Source organism: Finegoldia magna ATCC 29328 (genome assembly GCF_000010185.1).
GTDB classification, from domain to species: Bacteria; Bacillota; Clostridia; order Tissierellales; family Peptoniphilaceae; genus Finegoldia; species Finegoldia magna_H.
Genome location: NC_010376.1, coordinates 1531126 through 1551181 on the forward strand (window position 1 = coordinate 1531126; position 20056 = coordinate 1551181).

The window sequence follows — 20056 nt, forward strand, 5'->3', positions numbered from 1 at the left end:
ACATTGATTAAACCCAAATCATTCATTATAAAAGACCAATTTATTGTTTTATCTAAATTCTATTTGACATCTTTTCCGACTAGTTTTAAAATATATTTAAGTGGTATCGTTTTCTATGGTTTCAAGATATTTTATTGGAGGAGTAGTTGTGTATCGCAAAGAAATTATTAGTTATATTATCTGTATATTTTTGGTTTTTTTAGCCTGTCTTTTGCACGCCTTGGATTATTTTAAGAAACTTTATTTCCCTGTTCATGCTATTATTTTCGCACTTTATAGTTTTGTAATTGTTCTATGGATGAATAATATGAAAAATAGGGTTCTAAGAAGTGCAATTGTAGCTAGATTTAAACTTATTGGATTTCTTCTAATTTCTTATTTGCTTGTGAGAACTTTAAAATATCTAATCTTAATAGAAAATGAAGATGCCGTCAGATTTATAAGGTATCTCTATTTAGTTTTTCCATTAGTTCTCACTCAGCTGATATTTCTTACCTCTTTACATGTTGGGAAATCTGAGAGAGAAAATATAAACAAGTATTGGAGTCTTCTTTGGATACCAACTTTGATAGCGAGTTTATTAATCATAACAAACAATTTACACGGTCTACTTTTTTCTCTTGATCCGAATGCCAAAAGCCTACAAATGTATGGACCTGTATTCTACTTTGTCGTTTTTTACATTGGTCTTTTAACTATAATGAATATTGCTTTTACAATGATTTATTCATATAAAAACAGATATCTTTCTTCAGTAAAACTTCCTATATCAATTATTATCATCTGGGGGATTTATACTTTCTTATATATGACTGGATGGGACAAATTTGAGTATTTTAAAATATTTTTCAAGAGCGCTGAATTTAACATATTGATGGTAATGCTATTTATTGAATCTTTGGTATTTAAAAGACTTCTGCCTTCAAACAGAGGATACGAATTATTTCTGTCCCTATCTTCTCTCAATATCGGTATTATGGATTCAAATGGTCAAATGATTTATCGACCAAAGATTTATGAAAACATTGATTCTTCTTTAGTGTGTAGGGCACTTTATAATCCTATCCTCATTGATGAGAACACACTATTAGAAAGTGCAAAAATCAATGGTGGAATCTCATTTTATTTTGTTGATCTGACTGATTTTAACCAATTAAAGAGAAAACTGATGAATATGAGCGAAGATATGTTAAATGAAAATGAGCTTCTCAAAGCAAAGAACTCCTTGAAGAAAAATATGATAAAAGTTGAAGAACAAAATCAAATCAGAGAACATATTCATACCAAGCTTCAACCGCAATTTGACATACTTAACGATATTTTTATGAATCTACCTGAAGATGAAGATTTGTTTGAGACAAAGCTCAAACACGCTTGTTTTCTCGATGTCTATATCAAAAGATATTCCAATTTATTTTTACTAACAAAAAATAAAAGCACACTAAATTTATCCGAGTTAAAACTTGCATTTTGCGAATCTCTTGATTATTTAAGTCTAACTGGTGTGAAGACAAAAATAGATTGGGAAGAATATACTAGCTATGATAAAGACTTTTGTATTAGTCTCTATGAGATATTTCAAAATGCCTTAGAATTTTATATGCCAGGTATAAGTTCAATTAGTATAAGCTTTTTTATGAAAAACAAAAAGCCTCAGCTTATTATTAAAATTACTGGTGCGAAAGAAAAATCTTTCTTGTACGATTTGGATGATAACTATCAACAAAATGGGATTTTAATTAGTGAAGATATTGCGAAAGATGAAATTAAGCTTGTAATTTCTCTTGAAAGGAGCAAACTATGATATTAGGAAATCTAAACATCTATAAGCTTGCCTTATTATTTGTTTTTAATGCAATCCTCTTAACTATTAATATCAATATGGTAGTAGAATCCACAAATACTAAGATTTCTAGCAAATATTTTATTTATAGTCTGATACTATTTTTATTAAGCTTGATTCCATTACAGATTTTAGCAGAGCTTGGTACGGGAAGAATTTATATGGCAAAATTTCTTGTAAATATTCCAGTATACGTATTATTGATCTACTATCTAATTATTCTAAGTATAGAAATAATATTCGCAAAGAAATTCATGGAAAGAAGCAAAACAATAATCGGAAATAATTCTATTAAGGATAGTATGGACAACCTTCCCGATGGTATTTGTTTTTCAAAATATGATGGTACTCCCCTTTTAGTAAATAGAATGATGCAGGATATAAGTTACGCTGTTTTTGGCAATATGCTTGCAAATGACATTGCCTGTGCTGAAGATATACGAAATAACAATATAAAAAAAGATGCGGAAATTTTGGAAAGAAACCCTCTTATTATAAAGACCATGGGAGATATTTGGCAGATAAAAATCGTTGATCATAAAAAAGTCAGAGAAACCTTAGCCTATAAAATCACTCTTGAGTGGGCTTTATATCAAGAAATTGAAGAAAAAAATAGGCAAATTGAAAAAATAAACGCAAGTCTAAAAGAATATCAAAAAAATGTTGCAGAATATACTAGAAACAAAGAAATTTTGCAAGCAAAAATCAAAATTCACGATAAAATTGGTCAGTGTCTAATATATTTTAGACGCTACTTAGATATGAAAGATAAAACTAAAGAAGATAGAGATAAGCTAATTAATTTGTGGAAGGAAAGCCTATTGATGTTTGAGGGTAAAAGTGACAATGTAAATGATGATGTAGATTCTTCTAATAATGAGGCGAAGTTTGATAAACTCATTTCAACAGCCAAAGATATAGGAGTTTCAGTCGATGTCAAAGGCAAAATCCCAACCGAAGAAGGCGATTTACAACTCTTAGTTAAAATAGTCCATGAAGCGCTCAATAATGCTATTCGCCATGGTAAATCTAAAAATATATGGATTGAGCTTAACGAAGATAAAATAAATATACATTGTAAGATTACAAACGATGGCATATTCGTCAAAAAACCAATAATAGAAAAAGGCGGTTTGAAAAATATCCGCCAAAGTATCGAAAATTGTGGTGGCAAAATGGAAATTAATTTGGATTCAAATTTCACTTTAATCCTGTCCTGGCCAAAAGGAGTAAACTATGACCTATAAAATAATGATTGTAGATGATCAATTCGTATCTCGTGAAATGTTTAGACTAAATATCAACCAATGTCCTGATTATGAAGTTGTCTACTCTGTAGATACCGCCATGTTTGCCGACACTTACGTACTAAATAAAAAAATCGACCTTGTAATAATGGATATACTTATGAAGGACGGATCAAATGGCCTCGACGCTGCAGAAAAAATAAAAAAATTAAAACCTGAAATAAAGATTATTGCAGTTACAAGCATGCCAGAAGTATCTTGGATGAATAGGGCAAAAGAAATTGGAATAGATAGTTTTTGGTACAAAGAAATATCAAAAGAAGAAATTTTAGAAATAATCCAAAGAACTTTGGCTGGTGAATCCATCTATCCTTTAGAAACACCTGAGGTAAAACTTGGCATGGCCAAATCAACTGAACTTACACCTAGAGAAATAGAAGTTCTCCGCCTACTAACCACAGGTGCAGGCAATGACCAAATAGCAGAAGAGCTTGGGATTTCGCTAAACACTGTAAAAACCCACATTAAGCACATGCTTGATAAAACCGAATTTACAAGCCGCACCCAACTTGCAATCCAAGCTAGAATCACAGGATTTGTAATAGAAGACAAGTAGTAAATTGTAAAAAAAGTGATGTTGCAAAATAGATAAACCTATTCTGCACATCACTTTTTTCGTATCGGATCAAAGCATTAAATCCTTTTAATTTTTTAGGTGATGGATTGTACAACTAAATGCGACAATATGAAAAACTTTCTTTCTATTTTTATCTTAGAAAATTTTTTCATCATCCGAAAGTATGAGATGAATAGATTTTCAAATGAAAAACACTCCTTTTTTCTAGGAGTGTTAATAACTTTGGGTTTAGTGCTCGACTTATGCATTAAATAAAAAATGTTTATATTTCGGTATAAAAATGACACCTACTTTTGTAGATGCCTTTTCACTGATTCAAGTGAGAAAAATCACTACTTTTTATATCGTCCTTTAAGGTTTTATTCTCACAAAATTCAAATAAATATTTTAATAAACTTATTTTATTAGTATCTATATTCTTGTATAAATCTGTAACTTTTTTTTCATTAAACCAATTTATCTTTGTATTAATTTTCCCTCTATGTTCGATATAATAATCAGCTATAGATTCTATTTCTTCTTCTAGCTTTTTAGCTTTAGCTAAATTAAAAATTGGAAATATCATTATAGAAACAAGATTTCTTTTATCAATGTATTCAGGAACACTTTCAATTTGTTCTTTATAATACGGAAAATCAATGTCAATATTCTCTGCTCTATTTAAATCTTCATAAACTATTATTGCAAGATCTTGAGAGTCTTTTTCTAATGTTAATACTAAAATGTTTTTAGCATTATATTCTAATTTTAAGAAATAATCTATTATAATAAATACCCCCTTATGTAGCTTCTGGTGCAAATAAAGCAACCACAACTTTTACAATATTTACTCATATATCCTTCTTTATTTTATTAACGTCTATTAGCATATTGTTTCCTTTAACTTCAGATTTTATAATTCTATTGACGAGATTTACACTAATTTCAAGATTTGTTTTATATCGTTGATATTTTCAGCAAAATAAATTCCCTCTTGTCTCTCGTTGGAAGAAAGTCCTTTTTCAATCATATGATTCAGAAATGCTTTCAAATCATTGTAGTAATCGTTCAGGTTGTAAATAATGCAAGGTGAATTCATCTGTTTCAATGACACTTTCGACATTACTTCTGAGATTTCTTCTAATGTTCCCGTACCACCCGGAAAAGCAATAAAGGCTTCACCCAGCTCAATCATTTTGTTTTTGCGTTCTGTCATATCCTCGGTCACGATTAACTTAGTTAATCCGTCATGTTGAAATTCGTTTTCGACAAAAAATTTCGTCTCAACACCTATAACTTTACCACCAGCCTTCAAAACACTGTCAGCAATCGCACCCATCAGACCAGATTTGGAGCCACCATAGACTAGTGTGTTTCCGCTATTTCCAATCCAATCCCCCAATTTTTCAACTTCTTTACGTAAACATGGATCATTTCCTTCGTTTGCACCAAGATAAACTGTAATATTCATTAAAATTTTCTCCTTCAAATTCCTGTGATGATTTTGATAAATCTATTATACTTTTTTCTTATTAATTTATCCAAATAATCACGGTTCATTTCCATATATACGCATCTATATTTAAAAAAATTCATATAGGAAATATTTTATAATAGAGTTTTCAGCTTTTTTATTCAAGTATTTATCTTTTTTTATTATTTGTCGTCAAACACCTCGTGAAAATTATTTATAGCAGGAAGTTTTCTAATATTTTTATTTAAAGCCCAGTAGATGGATACAACAAGGATAATTACACTTGCTATAAGAATTGCTTTTGGACTTGATAAATACTCTCCGAGGTATCCACCGAGTAAGGCTCCGAGTGGCGCCATAAAAGTTGATATACCAACCATAGCTCCCATAGCAGAACCTATCTTTTCACTTGGCACAATCATCTGCACCATAGTTTGGGCATAAACATTAACAATTCCTGCTACAAACCAGCCAAGAGCGTACAAGACAACCGCAATTTTTATATTTGTACCAAAGTAAGAAACAGAAATCCAAGCTAAGGCTACGATAATCATTCCATAAACATAAATCTTTCCCAAAGAAATATTTTTTAGTTTTGGAAAACCTGCAAATAAAGATCCGAGCAAGACTCCTGCACCCATGCCTGCAAGCATTAGACTATAAAAAATTTCATCTTTGGCAAATGCAGGCAAGACCGCACTTATTGATGTTGCAGAGAAATTTATAAAAACAACTCCAATAACAAGGGCAAAAATCCTAGAATCTTTAAATAAATCAAGTCCATCTTTAAGGTCTTCGAAGTGATTTTTAATTACAGAACCATCTGTTTTATTTTTTCTTTCATTGTAGTGGTTAAGTTTTTTTGATAAGAGACAAAATAAAAGTCCAGTTAACATGAAACTTACACTATCAGCATAAAAAGCCGTCATAAATCCAAATATAGATATGATAAAACCTGCGAGAGTATCAAATATTGCATTTGATCCTTGATAAGCCATAGTCATCAAAGAATTTCCTTTAACAAGTTCTTTTTCGGATAGGATTTTAGGTAAAAGAGAAATCTGTCCAGGATAAACCAGTTGGTTAATCAAAGAAATTATCGGCATAATTATCATAATATGGTATACATTTAATTTTTCCAAATAATACAAGGCTGGGATGATTAATATTAAGATGGCCTGGATAAGTTGGGATTGAATTAAAAACTTCTTCATATTAATTTTATCCAAAATTGGGCTTAGAAGTAACTGGACAATGGCTGTTGATGAGGTTAGAAATAGAGTTATTCCTGAATATACAGTAGACCCACTCATCTGGTAAACCAAGAGGGTTGAGGCTATAGCATAAAGGCTATCACCAAAATTTGTAATTAGTCGCCCTAAAAGCAGGACATAGAAATCTTTGTTTTTAATCATTTTTAACATACTCCTTAAATTTAACGTTTAGTTTTTCTTGACAGTTATCTCTTTTTTAACCAGTAAGCTATTACTTACTGGTTTTAAGATAATTTATAAATTTGTACTTGGAAGTTTTCGCAATCTTCTTCCTTCTCATATTTTTTTATGAGATCCTCTAATTCTTTTTCAAAAGACTCGTAATTTTTTTTCGGAATTTTGAAAGTGAATTGCTTTTCTTCCAAATTTTTATTAAATATTTCACTATTTGGTATAAAAGCCTTGGCTACTGGCAAGAAATATTTTTGGGTAATCCCATTTATTAGCTCTGTGTCTACGACCTCTATAATTCCATTTTGTTCCAAAATTTTAAGATGGTAGTGGATTTTTGACCTACTAACTCCCAAAGCATCTGACAAGTCCTGAGCTGTTTTTGGTGTAGCTCCTAATGTCATAATTATTTTAAGCCTTATAGGATCGCTTACTATATTTATTTCTTCTAAAGTGTTTAATATGTGAACTTCTTTCAATTCCTCGCCCCCATTTATAGATTAAATAGAGTATAACAGTTAAAATCAGTATTGTCAAATAATTTTTAACGTTAAATAAAAGTCTTTAATATTTCTCTATATAGATTTCAAATCTATTATAATTTCTTGATTTGTTTATCTTATATTTCTTTTAAAAATTTTAATGCCAAATACAATTTTCCAAGATCATGGTTGGCATCATGGAGTCCTTCGACCTCATAACAGCTCTCATCTAATACATCTCCCGCTTCAAGAAAGTTATAAAGTTCAAATCCATAAAAATCACAAGCTGCTTGAACGCCTGCAAGCTCCATTTCTACTGCTATACATCCTTCTGCCTTTCTCTTTGAAACGAGTCCGCGTGTCTCACGAAGCATAACATCTGTAGTCCAGACTTTTCCCTTAGTGTAGGGAGCTTTTTCCTTAATAAAAAATTCTTCAAGCTTATCATGGTTTTTAATATCAAGATAATCAGAAGGAGCCGCATAGTAATAAGATGCTCCCTCACCTCTATAAGCCTCTGTTGGTATAATGTACTTTCCAAAAGTTTTTTCCTTATCAAGACTTCCACAAGATCCAAACATAATAAATTTATTTGCACCTGTAATCCAATTAACTTCTACACAATCTCCTGAAGCAAGAGCCGAACCCATCATAGTAAGATAAAATACAAATTCTTGACCTTCAAATCTACTTTTATATACTGGCCTTGACCCATTTACAGATCCTATATTTCCAATTTCTTCGCATTCAAAATTATCAAGCAAATATTCTATTATGCTTTTTGAATATATTATCAAACATTTTTCTGCAATATTTTTCTTTTCTCCGTAAAAGTCTTTTAGACTTAAAACTGGCTCTGTTTCATTATCAAAACTATCTATTATCATATTATTTCCTCCAAATTCAGATTTTATAATTCTATTGACGAGATTTACACTAATTTCAAGATTTGTTTTATATCGTTGAGATTTTCAGCAAAATAAATTAATTGCCCGATTGATAAAAGATGCTAAAATTTATTTATTTTTTTCTTCAATAAGATTATTATACTCTTCTTCTAGTTTTTCTCTTTCCTCTTTGGGTATCTCCATTGCTAGTCTAGAACTTATAGAGGATATTCTAAAATCAAGTAATAAAATATCTCTATCCTTGTTAATTGTTGTCTTCTTATTTCTATTTTTGTATTGTGATAAATTACCTTTAAAATTTTTGATTCTTTTATTTTCTATAATCATAAGTGTATCGGCTATTTTATTTATAAACTCCTCATCATGACTTACAAAAATAAATGGTCTATCATAAGATTTCAGTAGATTTTCTAAACTTTCTATTGCTCTTATATCCAAAAAGTTTGTCGGTTCATCAAATATAAGATAATTAAAATCAGATGTTAAAATTTTAGCCAATTTTACCTTAGCTTTTTCTCCATCGCTTAATACATTTATAATCTTATATACATCGTTAGTCTTAAACCCTAGTCTTGCAAGAACAATTCTTGTCATTGTTTCATCATAAATAGATGTATTTGATACATTTTTTAAGATGCTGGAATTTTCTTCTAAAATATCACTCATTTGACTAAAATAACCTATCTTAAGATTTGGATGCACCCATATATTTTCTTTATTAAGAATCATCTTTAATAGAGTAGTTTTCCCACTTCCGTTTTCTCCAATTATCGCTATTTTAGAATTGTTGTTTATTTGGAAGTTGGATTTTTCAAACAAAACCTTATTTCCAAATTTTTTATTTATGTTTTCCGCTCTTATCAATATTTTAGAATGAATTCGTTTATTATCTGGAATGGATAGTTGTATCTCTTTTTCTTCTTTAGGTTTTTCTTTTATATCAAGTTGATTTATCCTAGATTCTACAGCTTTTACTTGTTTGTCTAATTTTTTCTTGTTTTCTTGACCACCCATCTTATGGAGCCTTGCTTCTGAATTCCCCATCCTTTTAGGTGTGGTTCTTACTTTAGATGATTGTTCCTTTATATTGATAGCTAGATTTTCTAATCGTCTTTTTTCTTTTATAAAATTCGAATACTCTTTATCTTGAAACTTTTGTCTTTTTTCTCTTTCTTCAAGATAGAAATTGTAGTCTCCATTATATTCTTCAATTTTTTCATCCTTTAATTCTATAATTTTTTTACAAGTTCTATTTATGAAATCACGATCATGCGAAATTATAAGGTATCCTGTTTTTCTTGAATTTAGCTTTTCTATAAGTTCTTCTTTTTGCTTTAAGTCTAAATGGGATGTAGGCTCATCTATTAAAAGAAACTTAAAACTATCTGATAAAATATCTGTTAATTTTAATCTTTGTTCCTCACCCGGACTATAATCGTCATCAATCTTTAACTGAGATTTGGAATAGATTTCATCAGAAAAATTCTTAGCTTGAATATCATAATTTAATAAATATCCTAAATCTCTATCTACTCTTACTTGACCAGTATAGTCTTTATCTATTCCTAATATTATTCTTAAAAGAGTAGTTTTGCCCGTTCCATTGTCACCTATTAAGGCTATCTTATCATTTTCATTTATTGATAAACTATCAATTTCAAATAGCTTTCTATCTGGTAAAGTTTTTATTAAGTTTTGTATATATATCATAAATCCTCCTATGTTTTTTTTTGAGAGGATTTTTTCCTCTCTTAGTTATTTGTAAGACTATATCTATTGTTCATTTGTCTGTACCTCCTAATACTATTTAATAATTTATACCCATAAAAACAATCAATCCCCTGTCATCATAAACAGATCGACTTGTCCATTTCACACCTTATTGCTCACCATAGCAATAAATCCGTCTATCTTTTCTGTAGATTTTTCCTTGTCAGTTTTTATTTTTCCAGCGGAATTTGTATATATAAAGATTTGAAACCTTATATTTATACTTGAAGGTCTTCCTCTATTTTTGGTTTAAGCCCATCAAGTCCTTGATTTCTAAAATCAGTTCAGAATTTTACTAGTTTATCTTAATATTATTTACTATTTTACCCGAACAATACACTCGTCTATTCACACTCTATACTCATATAATACTCATCGCAAAACTTATCCCACTTAACTGTATAGTCATCATGTGTGAGCAAGGTCAAGTCTTTTGCTGTAAATATATTTCTTTTTCTTGCTTCATCAAAGAAATAGTCAAATCCACAGAAGGTTTCACTAAGATAGGCGTATACGTACTTGAATCCAAGGCTATATGCAAGGTAGAGGCGTGTGTGTCCATCTAGGGACGCGTTTGTGTCTTCGCGTATTGTAACTGGGATAATCACGTCTTCTTCTCTATTGACAAAGCTCTTAACTGCCTCTAATTTATCACTATCTATAAAGAACTGTATTGGCTGGATTTTATCCAGATCAAGCTTAAAAACCTCCACGTCTTTGAATTTCTTAATAAGCTTACCACTTTCATCATAAAAATTTGTGATGTGCTCTGCATTAAATCGAAACTCTTCAATGACCTCGTCAAAATATGCTTCTTCTCCTTTTATAAGTGCCTCGGTCTGTGATATGATTTTAATTTCTACAGGCGCATCGCCATCTACAATGTAGCAACCGTGCTGATATAGTGCTTCTTGACTGAAGCGATTGTCATCATATGTATTGATTCTATCTATTCTCATTTATTCTCCTTGAATAGTTTTCTTTGAAGTTTTGTATAAATGGCGATTTCTTCACGTTATTACTCCTTATAATCAAAAGACCCGACTTGGTGCGCATTGTTAAGAGGCGTGTCGGGTACTGTTGCCTATATAATATAGTAATTACCTTGATTTGTCAATGTTTTCAAACCACCATCCAGTTCTATAGATTGCTCTCATGCTCTATTTTACAATTCAAAAATCTCATCTGCCACTTCATTTAAAAACTCAATATCATGGGAAACAATAAAAATTATTTTATCTTTATTTCTATATTTTTTAATTAGCTTAGATATTTTTATCATGTTGGAATAATCCATGCCGCTAGTTGGTTCATCGTAATAGACAAATGTAGAATCTTTACACATAAGAGATGCTATTGCAAGTCTTTGCTTTTGTCCTCCTGACAAACTCATCGGATGCCTTTCAATAAACTCGTATAAGCCTAAATCTTTTAAAATATTTTTTGCCTTTTCTTCATCAAAATTCTTTACACCTAGACTGAGTTCTTTGAATACTTCATCTGTAAATAATTGATGATTTACGTCTTGCATAACAAGTGAAGAATTTTTGAGTCTTTCTTTTTTAGATAATTTCTCTCCCTTAAAATAAATTTCTTCTTTTGATTTTTTCTCAAGACCTATTAAGCCTCTCAAAAGCGTTGACTTCCCACGTCCATTTGATCCTATTATGCCATAAATTTTCCCAAGCTTAAATGAGATCTCTTTTACACTTAAGCACTCATCATCAGTAAATTTATAGTTAAGATCTTTTATCTGATACTCTCCCTCTCCTTTTAAATAAGGAACTTCTAATTTGCTTAATTCTTTATCTCTTAAGCTTAAAGCGTTCAAATCATTTTTGTCTAGCTTTAAAAATTCACTTCTTGTATAAGTTTTTTTAAGTTTACCTTTATCTATCAAAAATACACGATCAACTATATCCATCAAATAATAAATTCTATGCTCTGCAACAATTATGCTTATGCCTTTCTCTTTTAATATCTTTAGCATCTTTGCCAAAACACTTATGCTTTTAATATCCAAATTTGATGAAGGCTCATCCATTACTATAATCTTTGTGCCAGCTATATAAGAAGCTGCAATGCAAAGAATTTGTTTTTCTCCACCTGATAAATTAAATATATTTCTGTTCAAAAGATTTTTTATCGGGAAAATTTCTAGCATCTCATTCAAACGCCTGTCCATCTCTTCTCTTGCAAGACCAATATTTTCTAAATAGAACAATAATTCTAATGTCGTATTTATATTGAAAAAATATGTCTTAGGATTTTGAAAAACAGTTGAGACAAGCATTGAGATTTGATAAAGCTCCAACTCTTTTATATTCTTGCCATCAATAATTATTTCGCCCTTTGTCTTTGCGTTATCATACCTTACAGCTAGTCCGTTGATAGAATTTATTAAAGATGACTTACCGCTTCCGCTTTTTCCTGTAAATAGCACACACTCTCCCTCGGATATTGATAGTGATATGTCATCCAATATATGCACTTCGCCATAATCAAGACTTAAATTTTTTATTTCAACCATATTAAGCCTCCCACAATAAGTCCAGCAACTGCGAAAACATAAACAAAATCAATTAGCTGTATCTTTACACTGATATATCTAGTCTTGGCGATTGGATTTTCTATTGCCTTTGTTTCTGCCGCTTTTGCAATGTCATCTGCAATGTTTGAAGATATAATAAGTAGTGGCACTGAAACGTATTCAAGATATTTGATTGGATTTTTAAAATTTATCCCCCTTACTCTCATAGCCATTTTGATGTTTTTCTTCTCCTCTTTAAAAGATGGGAAGAACCTAAACATAACCGCAATAGGTATGGAAAGATTTTTTGGAATTTTAAGCTTATCCATTGATGAAATTATTGCACCTACATCAGAGGTCTTTATCATGAAGCTAGCTGCCATAAATGGCAATAAAAACATTCTGAAGATAATAAATAAGCTTAAAAACATCTTAATTATTGGATTTATATTAGATAGCACCATAAAATTAGGTAAAGAATATAATGCTATACATAAAATTATCCATTTAAAAAGTGTTTTTTTGTACCCATTCAAATAAAACAAAATACCAATAAGACAAACAATCGCTAGTTCAAAACGGATGTTTATGCTATGCGCAATAGTTAATCCTGTAAGAAATACTACTAATATCTTACTTATTGGATTGGGATTAAAGGGAGCATTTGAAGAAAAGGTAGGCATTATACAATGCCTGCTTTTTCAAAGTGTTTTTTCAATAGAGCCTTGCCTATATATGCTCCAATTATTCCTCCTAGAAAAGCACCTAAGGCTACTAAGGCCATGTGAGGATATGTTATTAGTTTTTCCATTGCATCAACATAATCTTTTCCCATCATTTCAATAGACATTTCCAAATATTTTTCTTTTGCTAAAAGCATTTGCATTAAAGAGCTACATATCCATGTGCTGAAGATTGCATAAGAAAGCATATTGTATTTAAAGGAATTATAATTACCAATCTTTCTAATTAATTCTGCTATTATCATTACTATAAGCGATAAAACTACAAGGACGTAGGTATGACCACATGCAAACATAACAAGTGGTGATATCATACCGAATATAAATAATGCCCATGGTTTTTGAACCTTAGCCATAAATAACATAACTACCGTTCCTGCAACTATGGCTAAAACTGTTGGGTATACTAAAAACAATATTGGAATCATACCCATCATGCCAACACCAAACATCAAGACGAAATAAATTACGGCAAAAACACCGATACTCACTAAATCTTTTACTTTTAATTTTTTAGTATCCATTTTAATCCTCCTAATAAATAAATTCTTCTGTCATTTTTATTTTTCTTTTTATTTTATTTTTAATCATTTACATTCATATTTGAAAGAGCCTTTGCTTGCATTGCTAAACCTACCATTATCATAGTAAAATCTACAACTGGTTCTGTCCACCAAACAGCCCCTGCTCCAAATACTCTTGGTAATATAAGTAAGGCTGGAACAAGTAGTATTAGCTGTCTTAACATTACAATCATTCCAGCTTTTTTTCCATCCCCTATCGCTTGGAAAAAAGTTATTGTCATAATCATAATTCCATAAAGAATAAATACTGAATAGAACATTCTGAAATTATTAACTCCACTTGAAATTATATCCTGACTTACTTTAAATAAACCAAGTAACTGTTTTGAAAATACTTGTGCTGGTAACCAAAAAATTGCCGCAAGTACTGTTCCTCCTATAGAAAATATCTTCATAGTTTCCTTTACTCTATCGTATTGTTTTGCTCCAAAGTTTGTACCAATAATCGGCTGTAATGCCTGACTCATTCCCCAAATTGGTATAAATGAAAATCCATAAAATCTCAAAGTTGCAGACATTAATATTGCATTTGGATCTCCTCCATATCTAAAAGCTTGTCTATAAAGCAATGTTTGTTGAACCATGAAAAATACTTGCATGATCATAGCTGATACTCCTACTCCAAACATTTCCTTTGATATATCTTTTTCTTTTTTTATTTTCTTTATTTTTACATTTTCACTTTTACTCTTAAAATAATAAAGAGTAATAACCGCTTGAATTATTTGTGCTGTTACAGTTGCTATAGCTGCTCCCTCAATGGCATAATCACCCATTAATTTCATTAGTATTGGATCAAGAGCTATATTGATAAAGGCACCAAGTCCCATGATACTCATTGCTCTTTTCATAAGTCCTTCACCACGCATAACCATATTGGCTGACTGGGTAAAGTTTACAAAATTTGAGCCTAGAAATATTATTCTTAAATACCTTATGCCTAATGCCTTTATTTCTCCTGTTGCTCCAATTAAATCTAAAAAATATGGTCCTAGAAGTATTCCTCCTATTGTTATGATCGTTGAAAAAAATACAATCCAATAGATAAGATTTCCCATAAGCTTGTCTATAGTATCTTTATCACTCTTTCCCATGGCTCTTGATAAAATTGATGCCGAACCTATCCCTATAAGCGTTGCAATCCCATTATTAAAAAATGTAAGTGGCATAGCTATTGAGCAAGCCGCCATAGCATTCTCACCAATTATTTGTCCAGCAAATATTCCATCCATAAGTGGATATAGACCTATAACCACCATGCCAATTACTGCTGGTATAGATAATTGAAACATTAAAGACAATGGCTTCTTGGTCAACAACTGTTCTTTCATGTTTTGTTTCATTTTTAGTTCTTTCAATATATAAATTCTTCTGCCATTTTTGTTTTTTCTATTAAGTTCTTGTAAACTTTTGATTTTTGTAAAAGCTCTTCATGTTTGCCTTCGCTTTCTACTCTTCCGTTTTCAAGAACTACTATCTTGTCTGCATTTTCTATGGATTTCATTCTATGTGAAATGATGACAACAGTTTTATCTTTAACTAAATTATTTAAAGACTCTTGAATCTTTTTCTCGTTGTCAACATCAAGGCTTGCTGCTATCTCATCTAAAATCAATATCGGTGCATCTTTTAAGAAGGCTCTGGCTATTGATAACCTTTGTCTTTCTCCGCCTGATAGCTCAGCACCGTTCTCACCAATAACTGTATCGAAACCATTATCCATTTTTTCTATAAAATCTGTGCAGTTTGCAAGTTTTGCTGCTATTTTAACTTCTTCATCACTTGCATCTTGCTTACCAAGTCTAATATTTTCCATAACGCTTTGATTAAAGAGAACTACATCTTGGAAAACTATTGAGACCTTGTCAAAAAGGGATTCTGTTGATATTTCTTTTATGTCTTTGCCGTCGATTAGGATTTGTCCCTCATCATAATCATATAGTCTTGATATAAGTTTCAAGATAGTTGTTTTGCCGCAGCCACTTGCGCCTACCAAAGCAGTTACCTCTCCCTGCTTAGCTATAAAACTTACACCATTTAAAACTTTTGCATCTTTATTATAGGCAAATTCAACATTTTTTAGATCAATATCAAATTTTTGTAGATTATAGTCTTCGCCTTCTTGTAAATTTTGATTTTGAATTTCTTTTAGTCTTTCAATTTTTGGCGATAAATAAAATATCTCCATCATACCTTCTTTAGATGCATCAAGAGCGTCTTTTATCTTCATAGCCGCTAGTAAATAACCTACAAGGTAGAGAGGGCTTATCTCTTTATTAATAATTAAATTTACACCAACAAATATCACAACAGCAAGGGAAATAAAGCTAAAAATTGATGAAAGTGACATAATTAAAATAAGTCCTATCTCTGTCTTTAAGTGGACTTTTTCACTATTATCCATTTTTTCATATAGCTTATCTTCCATTTCCTCTGATAAACCATAGGCTTTGATCTCCATTTGCATCTCGATATTTTCTTGAAAGCTTTCTGAGTTTTCTCTTAAGACGTCATAATATCTTTTTTGTCCCTTAACCTGATGTTTTTTAGATAGTGGTATAAATATAAAGCTTAATATCGTTGGAATAATTACAGCTAAACCCATCTTGACATTGCTCACTAGCATCATAATGGATATTAGTGGGAAGAAGAGTGCCATGCCACCCACTTTTGGTATTGCATGGCTCATTGCATGCTCTATACCCTCAATATCGGACATGATTGTTTGTGATAGGTCGGAAATATCATGTTTAGAAAAGTAAGATAGAGGTAGTTTTGATAAATTTTCCGCTGTTCTAATTCTTAAGTCTGCACTTTCTTGATATGTTGTGCTATATAATTTATCGTATTCGATAGAAAGCAAAATATACATTGCTATCAAAGTCAAAACTGAGAATCCTATATAAAATCCCTTGCTTTTACCAATATTTTCCAAAACTTCCTGAGCAAAAATCATTAGTAACATGGCAGGAAGCATGTTTATACAGTAGACGAAAAATGAGGCCATTGTCGCTTTAGATAAATTTCTCGCTCCTTTATCTGTAAGAGCAAATCTTTTTTTATAAAACTCCTTCATTTGAAACCCTCCATTCATTCGCACTGTTAAAGAGTTCTTGCAGTCTCTTATACTTTGTATCACTTGACATTAATTCCTTGTCAGAACCTCTTTCTATAATTTTTCCGCCATCCATCACAAGTATTTCATCGAGGTCTTTAATTGTAGATAGTCTATGTGCAATCATGATAACTGTTTTATCCTTCATAAGATTTTTGAAAGCTTTTTGCAATTCAAACTCGTTATCTGGGTCAATAGATGCTGATGCTTCATCCATAATAATAATTTTGGAATCCTTTAAAATTGCTCTAGCAATTGCAATTCTTTGTTTTTCTCCACCTGATAAATAAACTCCTTTTGAGCCTATGATTGTGTTTTCTCTTTCTGGGAATTTGTCTAATATCAAGTCGCATCCTGCTAATTTTAAGGCTCTCATAACCTCATCTCTCGTCGCTTCTTTATTAGCCAAAGCGACGTTATCATAAATACTTTTCTTGAATAATTTCGAATCTTGAAAAACAAAGGAAACAGCTTTAATTAAGGCTTCGTCAGAATATTCACTTATTGGAATCCCACCTATCTTTATGCTTCCTTCGTTAACATTGTAAAAACCTGATATAAGTTTTGCTACTGTTGATTTGCCTGATCCAGATGAACCGACTAGTGCATAGGACTTTCCTTCTTCTAATTTAAAGGATAAATTTTCAATGACAGCTTTATCGTTATAAGCAAAGCTAACCTTGTCAAACTCAATATCGTAGTTTTTAAAATTATTGACATTGCCATGGACCAATTTGTCTTTTTGCATATCTTCGTAAAGTGCCTCTAAGGTATCTACTGCATAATTTCCTTGAGAAATGTACATAGAGTACCACATCATTCTCATAAATGAAACAAAAAGAACTCCCGATAAAAATAAAATCATAATAAGCTCAAGTAAAATTACCTTGCTGCTACCCAAGCTAGCAATAAAATAAACTATAGGAATAATTAAAATCGCAATCAATCCAAAAAATAGCCATTGATACAAAACATAAGGTTTTTTACAAGATAATGAATAATCATAAGCATACTTTGAGTAATCTTTTATCGCCTTATAAAAGCTTTTAAATGATTCGACATTTGCTCTAAATATTTTTACAACCTGCATTCCTCTAACGTATTCAACAGTTTCAGCACTTAGTTTAGATAGGGCTTCTTGGTATATTTGCATAAATTTTTGTTCGCCCATCATTGCCCCCAAAATTAATCCTCCGATTATTGTAAGAGCAAGCAAAGTTATGCCAACTCTTATACTTACTATAAAGCCAAGTGCAAGTACAAGCACGGGTGAAACTATTGCCTGAGAGCTATCGGGTATCATGTGTGCTACAACCTGATGAGTTTGCGCGGCGTTGTCATCTATAATCTTTCTTATTTGACCAGATGGATTTAAGTCAAAGAACCTAAAACTTGCTTTCTCTAAGCCGTCTATCCCCCTTTTTCTTAAATTTGTTTCGAGCCTAAAACCTAGTATGTGAGAACATGTTCCTGAAACAGAATAAAATATTGCTCCACTTGTTAGTGTGATAACAGATTTTAATGCTATGCTCTCTGCACCAGATAAATCTGAATTAATTATTAAATTATCCAGAAATTTGTAGATTAAATAAAATCCATATACCGTAAGTACAGCAGATATAGCAGAAAAAACTATAGCTAAAAAGCCGAAATATTTTTTATCCTGTACATAAGCAAATAGTTTTTTGTAAATCTTCATAATCATCTCTCCTTTCTTTGATATCCCTTTTAGATATAAATTTACTTATTTGATAATGCCTATCATTGTATTTTTATTATACATCGGTTATAATTACTAATACAATAGTTTTAAATTAATAAGGCTAATTGGAATATTGTCTCAAAGGGATAGGTGGATTATGACTTATTATGATTTTGTAAAAGATTATATGAAAGTGGATGAATGCAAAAACAATAAGAAGTATTCAAGTGCAGGACACACTTTTTGTTGGAATAAAGAAGATTTAACTTATGCAGAAGGCCTGTATTGGTTTTATGAAGGAGATGGATTTATTATTGATGTCCATGACTTTTATATAAGTGAAGAAGTAGTTCAAAATAATACTTATAGCATGGCAGATTATGTTTCAATATACACAAGCTACATAGTCAGCGCAAACGGGGAGAAATTCAGTCCGTATCAAACGCTTACCGCAAACTCTTTATGTACTCTTGATTTTGATAATATAAAAGATGACTTCCGATTTTTATTACATGAAAACTGCTATTATCTTGCTGTTTCCATAGGTTTTAAAAAAGAGCTAATAGAAAAACATTTAGCATCTATTAACATTAATCCGGAATCATTTTATTCATCTTTACTTCAACCGAATCAAATTATACTTACAAAATCCCTAGAAAAAGTGGCAATGGAAATATTAAATTGTAAGATGGACGCCCCTGCCGCTGATTTTTTCTTTAAAGCCAAAGCAAATGAATGGGTAAGTATTGTGATTGACACATACTTAAATAGAAAAAAATATAAAATTGAGTCTGATGATAATAAAGCACTTGAAGATGTAGCAAGATTCTTAGATGATCATTTCGCAATGAATGTAAATCAAGAAACCCTTGAAAAAATATCTAAAATGAGCGGAACAAAATTAAAAAATTTGTTCAGAGAAAAATATGGTCAAAGCATTACAGAATACACTCAAAGAAAAAGAATGAATGTAGCTGAAACTCTTCTCTTAAATACCGAACTGCCTATAAAAGAAATTGCAGAATCTGTTGGGTATTCATCTGCTAGCAAATTTTCCATCTATTACAAAAGATACAAGGGAAAACTTCCAAGTGAAGTCCGTAATTTAGCTTGCAAACATCTCAATTTAAAATGCGATTATTGTGATTAAAGTAATGGAGTGTTATTATTGTTTGAACCAATTGTGCTGTAATAGTTGCAAGTGCTGCACCTTCAATTGCATATTTCTCCATTAATTTCATTAGAATAAGATCAAGAATTATGTTTAAGAGAGCTCCTGGCCCATAATAGGCATGGCTTTTTCATAAATCCATTTCCACGCATAACCATGTTCGATGTTATTGTATACAAATACGTTAAAATGAAAATAATCCATCCTTTTAAAGATGGAAATAGCAGGACGAATAGGATTTGGCTTAATTTATTCTTAAAAAAACCTAAAAAATGTGTAGATTGGGAAACAATCGATAAATACGCTTTGTCCGCTATGAAGATATCGGTTGTAAACACCTGAAATCAACCATTTTTACAATCTGCTCTTATAGATAAAATAGACGATAGAGAAGTTTTCATGAAAGGAATCGACAAGTCCTACCTC

At 31.0% G+C, this 20056-nt stretch carries 18 protein-coding genes and 1 pseudogene; 5 read left to right on the forward strand and 14 right to left on the reverse strand.

Translation table 11 applies throughout. The annotated features are described in order from the left end of the window. The first annotated feature begins 148 nt into the window (after positions 1–148). The 3 genes from FMG_RS07305 to FMG_RS07315 are packed head-to-tail and all read left to right on the forward strand — an operon-like array spanning position 149 to position 3706. Complete coding sequence (locus FMG_RS07305) at positions 149–1804, forward strand: hypothetical protein (protein WP_231840047.1); 1656 nt, start codon at positions 149–151, stop codon at positions 1802–1804. Continuing rightward, positions 1801–3090 (forward strand): ATP-binding protein, encoded by a 1290-nt coding sequence (locus tag FMG_RS07310; RefSeq protein WP_012291049.1) that lies wholly within the window; start codon positions 1801–1803, stop codon positions 3088–3090. Before FMG_RS07305 ends, FMG_RS07310 begins: the two co-directional genes overlap by 4 nt. Next, entirely contained in the window at positions 3080–3706 is a 627-nt protein-coding gene (locus tag FMG_RS07315; RefSeq protein ID WP_012291050.1) for a response regulator transcription factor, read from the forward strand. Before FMG_RS07310 ends, FMG_RS07315 begins: the two co-directional genes overlap by 11 nt. Before the next feature lie 328 nt (positions 3707–4034). On the opposite strand, the gene FMG_RS07320 is transcribed toward FMG_RS07315, so the two are convergent. From FMG_RS07320 to FMG_RS07380, 13 genes are all read right to left on the reverse strand, one after another. Then, positions 4035–4535, reverse strand: a complete 501-nt coding sequence (locus FMG_RS07320; RefSeq protein WP_227930498.1) for a hypothetical protein — start codon at positions 4533–4535, stop codon at positions 4035–4037. Positions 4536–4640: 105 nt separating this feature from the next. Continuing rightward, positions 4641–5177 (reverse strand): TIGR00730 family Rossman fold protein, encoded by a 537-nt coding sequence (locus FMG_RS07325; protein WP_012291052.1) that lies wholly within the window; start codon positions 5175–5177, stop codon positions 4641–4643. A 185-nt stretch (positions 5178–5362) separates the two neighbouring features. After that, complete coding sequence (locus FMG_RS07330) at positions 5363–6604, reverse strand: MFS transporter (protein WP_012291053.1); 1242 nt, start codon at positions 6602–6604, stop codon at positions 5363–5365. Between the two features lie 74 nt (positions 6605–6678). Beyond that, positions 6679–7104 carry an ArsR/SmtB family transcription factor gene (locus tag FMG_RS07335; protein ID WP_002839645.1) on the reverse strand — a complete coding sequence of 142 codons (426 nt, stop codon included), beginning with the start codon at positions 7102–7104 and terminating at the stop codon, positions 6679–6681. 140 nt (positions 7105–7244) lie between these two features. Beyond that, entirely contained in the window at positions 7245–7994 is a 750-nt protein-coding gene (locus tag FMG_RS07340) for a nucleoside phosphorylase (RefSeq protein WP_012291054.1), read from the reverse strand. A gap of 129 nt (positions 7995–8123) precedes the next feature. Beyond that, the gene (abc-f, locus tag FMG_RS07345) at positions 8124–9725 is read right to left on the reverse strand and encodes a ribosomal protection-like ABC-F family protein (RefSeq protein ID WP_012291055.1); all 1602 of its coding nucleotides are present in this window, start codon (positions 9723–9725) and stop codon (positions 8124–8126) included. A gap of 404 nt (positions 9726–10129) precedes the next feature. Continuing rightward, the gene (locus tag FMG_RS07350) at positions 10130–10744 is read right to left on the reverse strand and encodes a hypothetical protein (protein WP_012291056.1); all 615 of its coding nucleotides are present in this window, start codon (positions 10742–10744) and stop codon (positions 10130–10132) included. A 206-nt stretch (positions 10745–10950) separates the two neighbouring features. Beyond that, positions 10951–12315, reverse strand: coding sequence for an ABC transporter ATP-binding protein (locus tag FMG_RS07355; protein ID WP_012291057.1), 1365 nt, complete (start codon positions 12313–12315; stop codon positions 10951–10953). Beyond that, positions 12303–12998: an energy-coupling factor transporter transmembrane component T family protein gene (locus FMG_RS07360; RefSeq protein WP_012291058.1), complete on the reverse strand. Its 696-nt coding sequence runs from the start codon at positions 12996–12998 to the stop codon at positions 12303–12305. The genes FMG_RS07355 and FMG_RS07360 overlap by 13 nt, the downstream gene beginning before the upstream one ends. Next, positions 12998–13582 carry an MptD family putative ECF transporter S component gene (locus FMG_RS07365; RefSeq protein WP_012291059.1) on the reverse strand — a complete coding sequence of 195 codons (585 nt, stop codon included), beginning with the start codon at positions 13580–13582 and terminating at the stop codon, positions 12998–13000. The genes FMG_RS07360 and FMG_RS07365 overlap by 1 nt, the downstream gene beginning before the upstream one ends. Before the next feature lie 59 nt (positions 13583–13641). Beyond that, positions 13642–14985, reverse strand: coding sequence for an MATE family efflux transporter (locus tag FMG_RS07370; protein WP_041250667.1), 1344 nt, complete (start codon positions 14983–14985; stop codon positions 13642–13644). 11 nt (positions 14986–14996) lie between these two features. After that, on the reverse strand, positions 14997–16718 hold the full coding sequence (locus tag FMG_RS07375; RefSeq protein ID WP_041250621.1) for an ABC transporter ATP-binding protein: 1722 nt from the start codon (positions 16716–16718) through the stop codon (positions 14997–14999). Next, positions 16702–18456 (reverse strand): ABC transporter ATP-binding protein, encoded by a 1755-nt coding sequence (locus FMG_RS07380; protein WP_041250622.1) that lies wholly within the window; start codon positions 18454–18456, stop codon positions 16702–16704. Before FMG_RS07380 ends, FMG_RS07375 begins: the two co-directional genes overlap by 17 nt. Before the next feature lie 160 nt (positions 18457–18616). On the opposite strand from FMG_RS07380, the gene FMG_RS07385 reads away from it, so the two are divergent. Continuing rightward, positions 18617–19609 carry a helix-turn-helix domain-containing protein gene (locus tag FMG_RS07385; RefSeq protein ID WP_012291063.1) on the forward strand — a complete coding sequence of 331 codons (993 nt, stop codon included), beginning with the start codon at positions 18617–18619 and terminating at the stop codon, positions 19607–19609. Here the strand turns inward: FMG_RS07385 and FMG_RS09880 are convergent. Then, positions 19593–19830: pseudogene (locus FMG_RS09880) on the reverse strand (polysaccharide biosynthesis C-terminal domain-containing protein); the annotation flags it as partial. The gene FMG_RS07385 and the pseudogene FMG_RS09880 sit on opposite strands and share 17 nt — an antisense overlap. On the opposite strand from FMG_RS09880, the gene FMG_RS09965 reads away from it, so the two are divergent. Continuing rightward, a complete protein-coding gene (locus FMG_RS09965) occupies positions 19820–19972 on the forward strand; it encodes a Fic family protein (protein ID WP_410402970.1) in 153 nt (50 codons plus the stop codon). The pseudogene FMG_RS09880 and the gene FMG_RS09965 overlap by 11 nt on opposite strands. Positions 19973–20056: the final 84 nt, after the last annotated feature.

Bases quoted from the DNA above. Each gene is read 5' to 3' on its own strand.
- FMG_RS07310 (WP_012291049.1), top strand. From the start codon at position 1,801: ATGATATTAGGAAATCTAAACATCTATAAGCTTGCCTTATTATTTGTT.
- FMG_RS07315 (WP_012291050.1), top strand. From the start codon at position 3,080: ATGACCTATAAAATAATGATTGTAGATGATCAATTCGTATCTCGTGAA.
- FMG_RS07325 (WP_012291052.1), bottom strand. From the start codon at position 5,177: ATGAATATTACAGTTTATCTTGGTGCAAACGAAGGAAATGATCCATGT.
- FMG_RS07330 (WP_012291053.1), bottom strand. From the start codon at position 6,604: ATGTTAAAAATGATTAAAAACAAAGATTTCTATGTCCTGCTTTTAGGG.
- FMG_RS07340 (WP_012291054.1), bottom strand. From the start codon at position 7,994: ATGATAATAGATAGTTTTGATAATGAAACAGAGCCAGTTTTAAGTCTA.
- abc-f (WP_012291055.1), bottom strand. From the start codon at position 9,725: ATGATATATATACAAAACTTAATAAAAACTTTACCAGATAGAAAGCTA.
- FMG_RS07350 (WP_012291056.1), bottom strand. From the start codon at position 10,744: ATGAGAATAGATAGAATCAATACATATGATGACAATCGCTTCAGTCAA.
- FMG_RS07355 (WP_012291057.1), bottom strand. From the start codon at position 12,315: ATGGTTGAAATAAAAAATTTAAGTCTTGATTATGGCGAAGTGCATATA.
- FMG_RS07360 (WP_012291058.1), bottom strand. From the start codon at position 12,998: ATGCCTACCTTTTCTTCAAATGCTCCCTTTAATCCCAATCCAATAAGT.
- FMG_RS07365 (WP_012291059.1), bottom strand. From the start codon at position 13,582: ATGGATACTAAAAAATTAAAAGTAAAAGATTTAGTGAGTATCGGTGTT.
- FMG_RS07370 (WP_041250667.1), bottom strand. From the start codon at position 14,985: ATGAAACAAAACATGAAAGAACAGTTGTTGACCAAGAAGCCATTGTCT.
- FMG_RS07375 (WP_041250621.1), bottom strand. From the start codon at position 16,718: ATGAAGGAGTTTTATAAAAAAAGATTTGCTCTTACAGATAAAGGAGCG.
- FMG_RS07380 (WP_041250622.1), bottom strand. From the start codon at position 18,456: ATGAAGATTTACAAAAAACTATTTGCTTATGTACAGGATAAAAAATAT.
- FMG_RS07385 (WP_012291063.1), top strand. From the start codon at position 18,617: ATGACTTATTATGATTTTGTAAAAGATTATATGAAAGTGGATGAATGC.
- FMG_RS09965 (WP_410402970.1), top strand. From the start codon at position 19,820: ATGAAAATAATCCATCCTTTTAAAGATGGAAATAGCAGGACGAATAGG.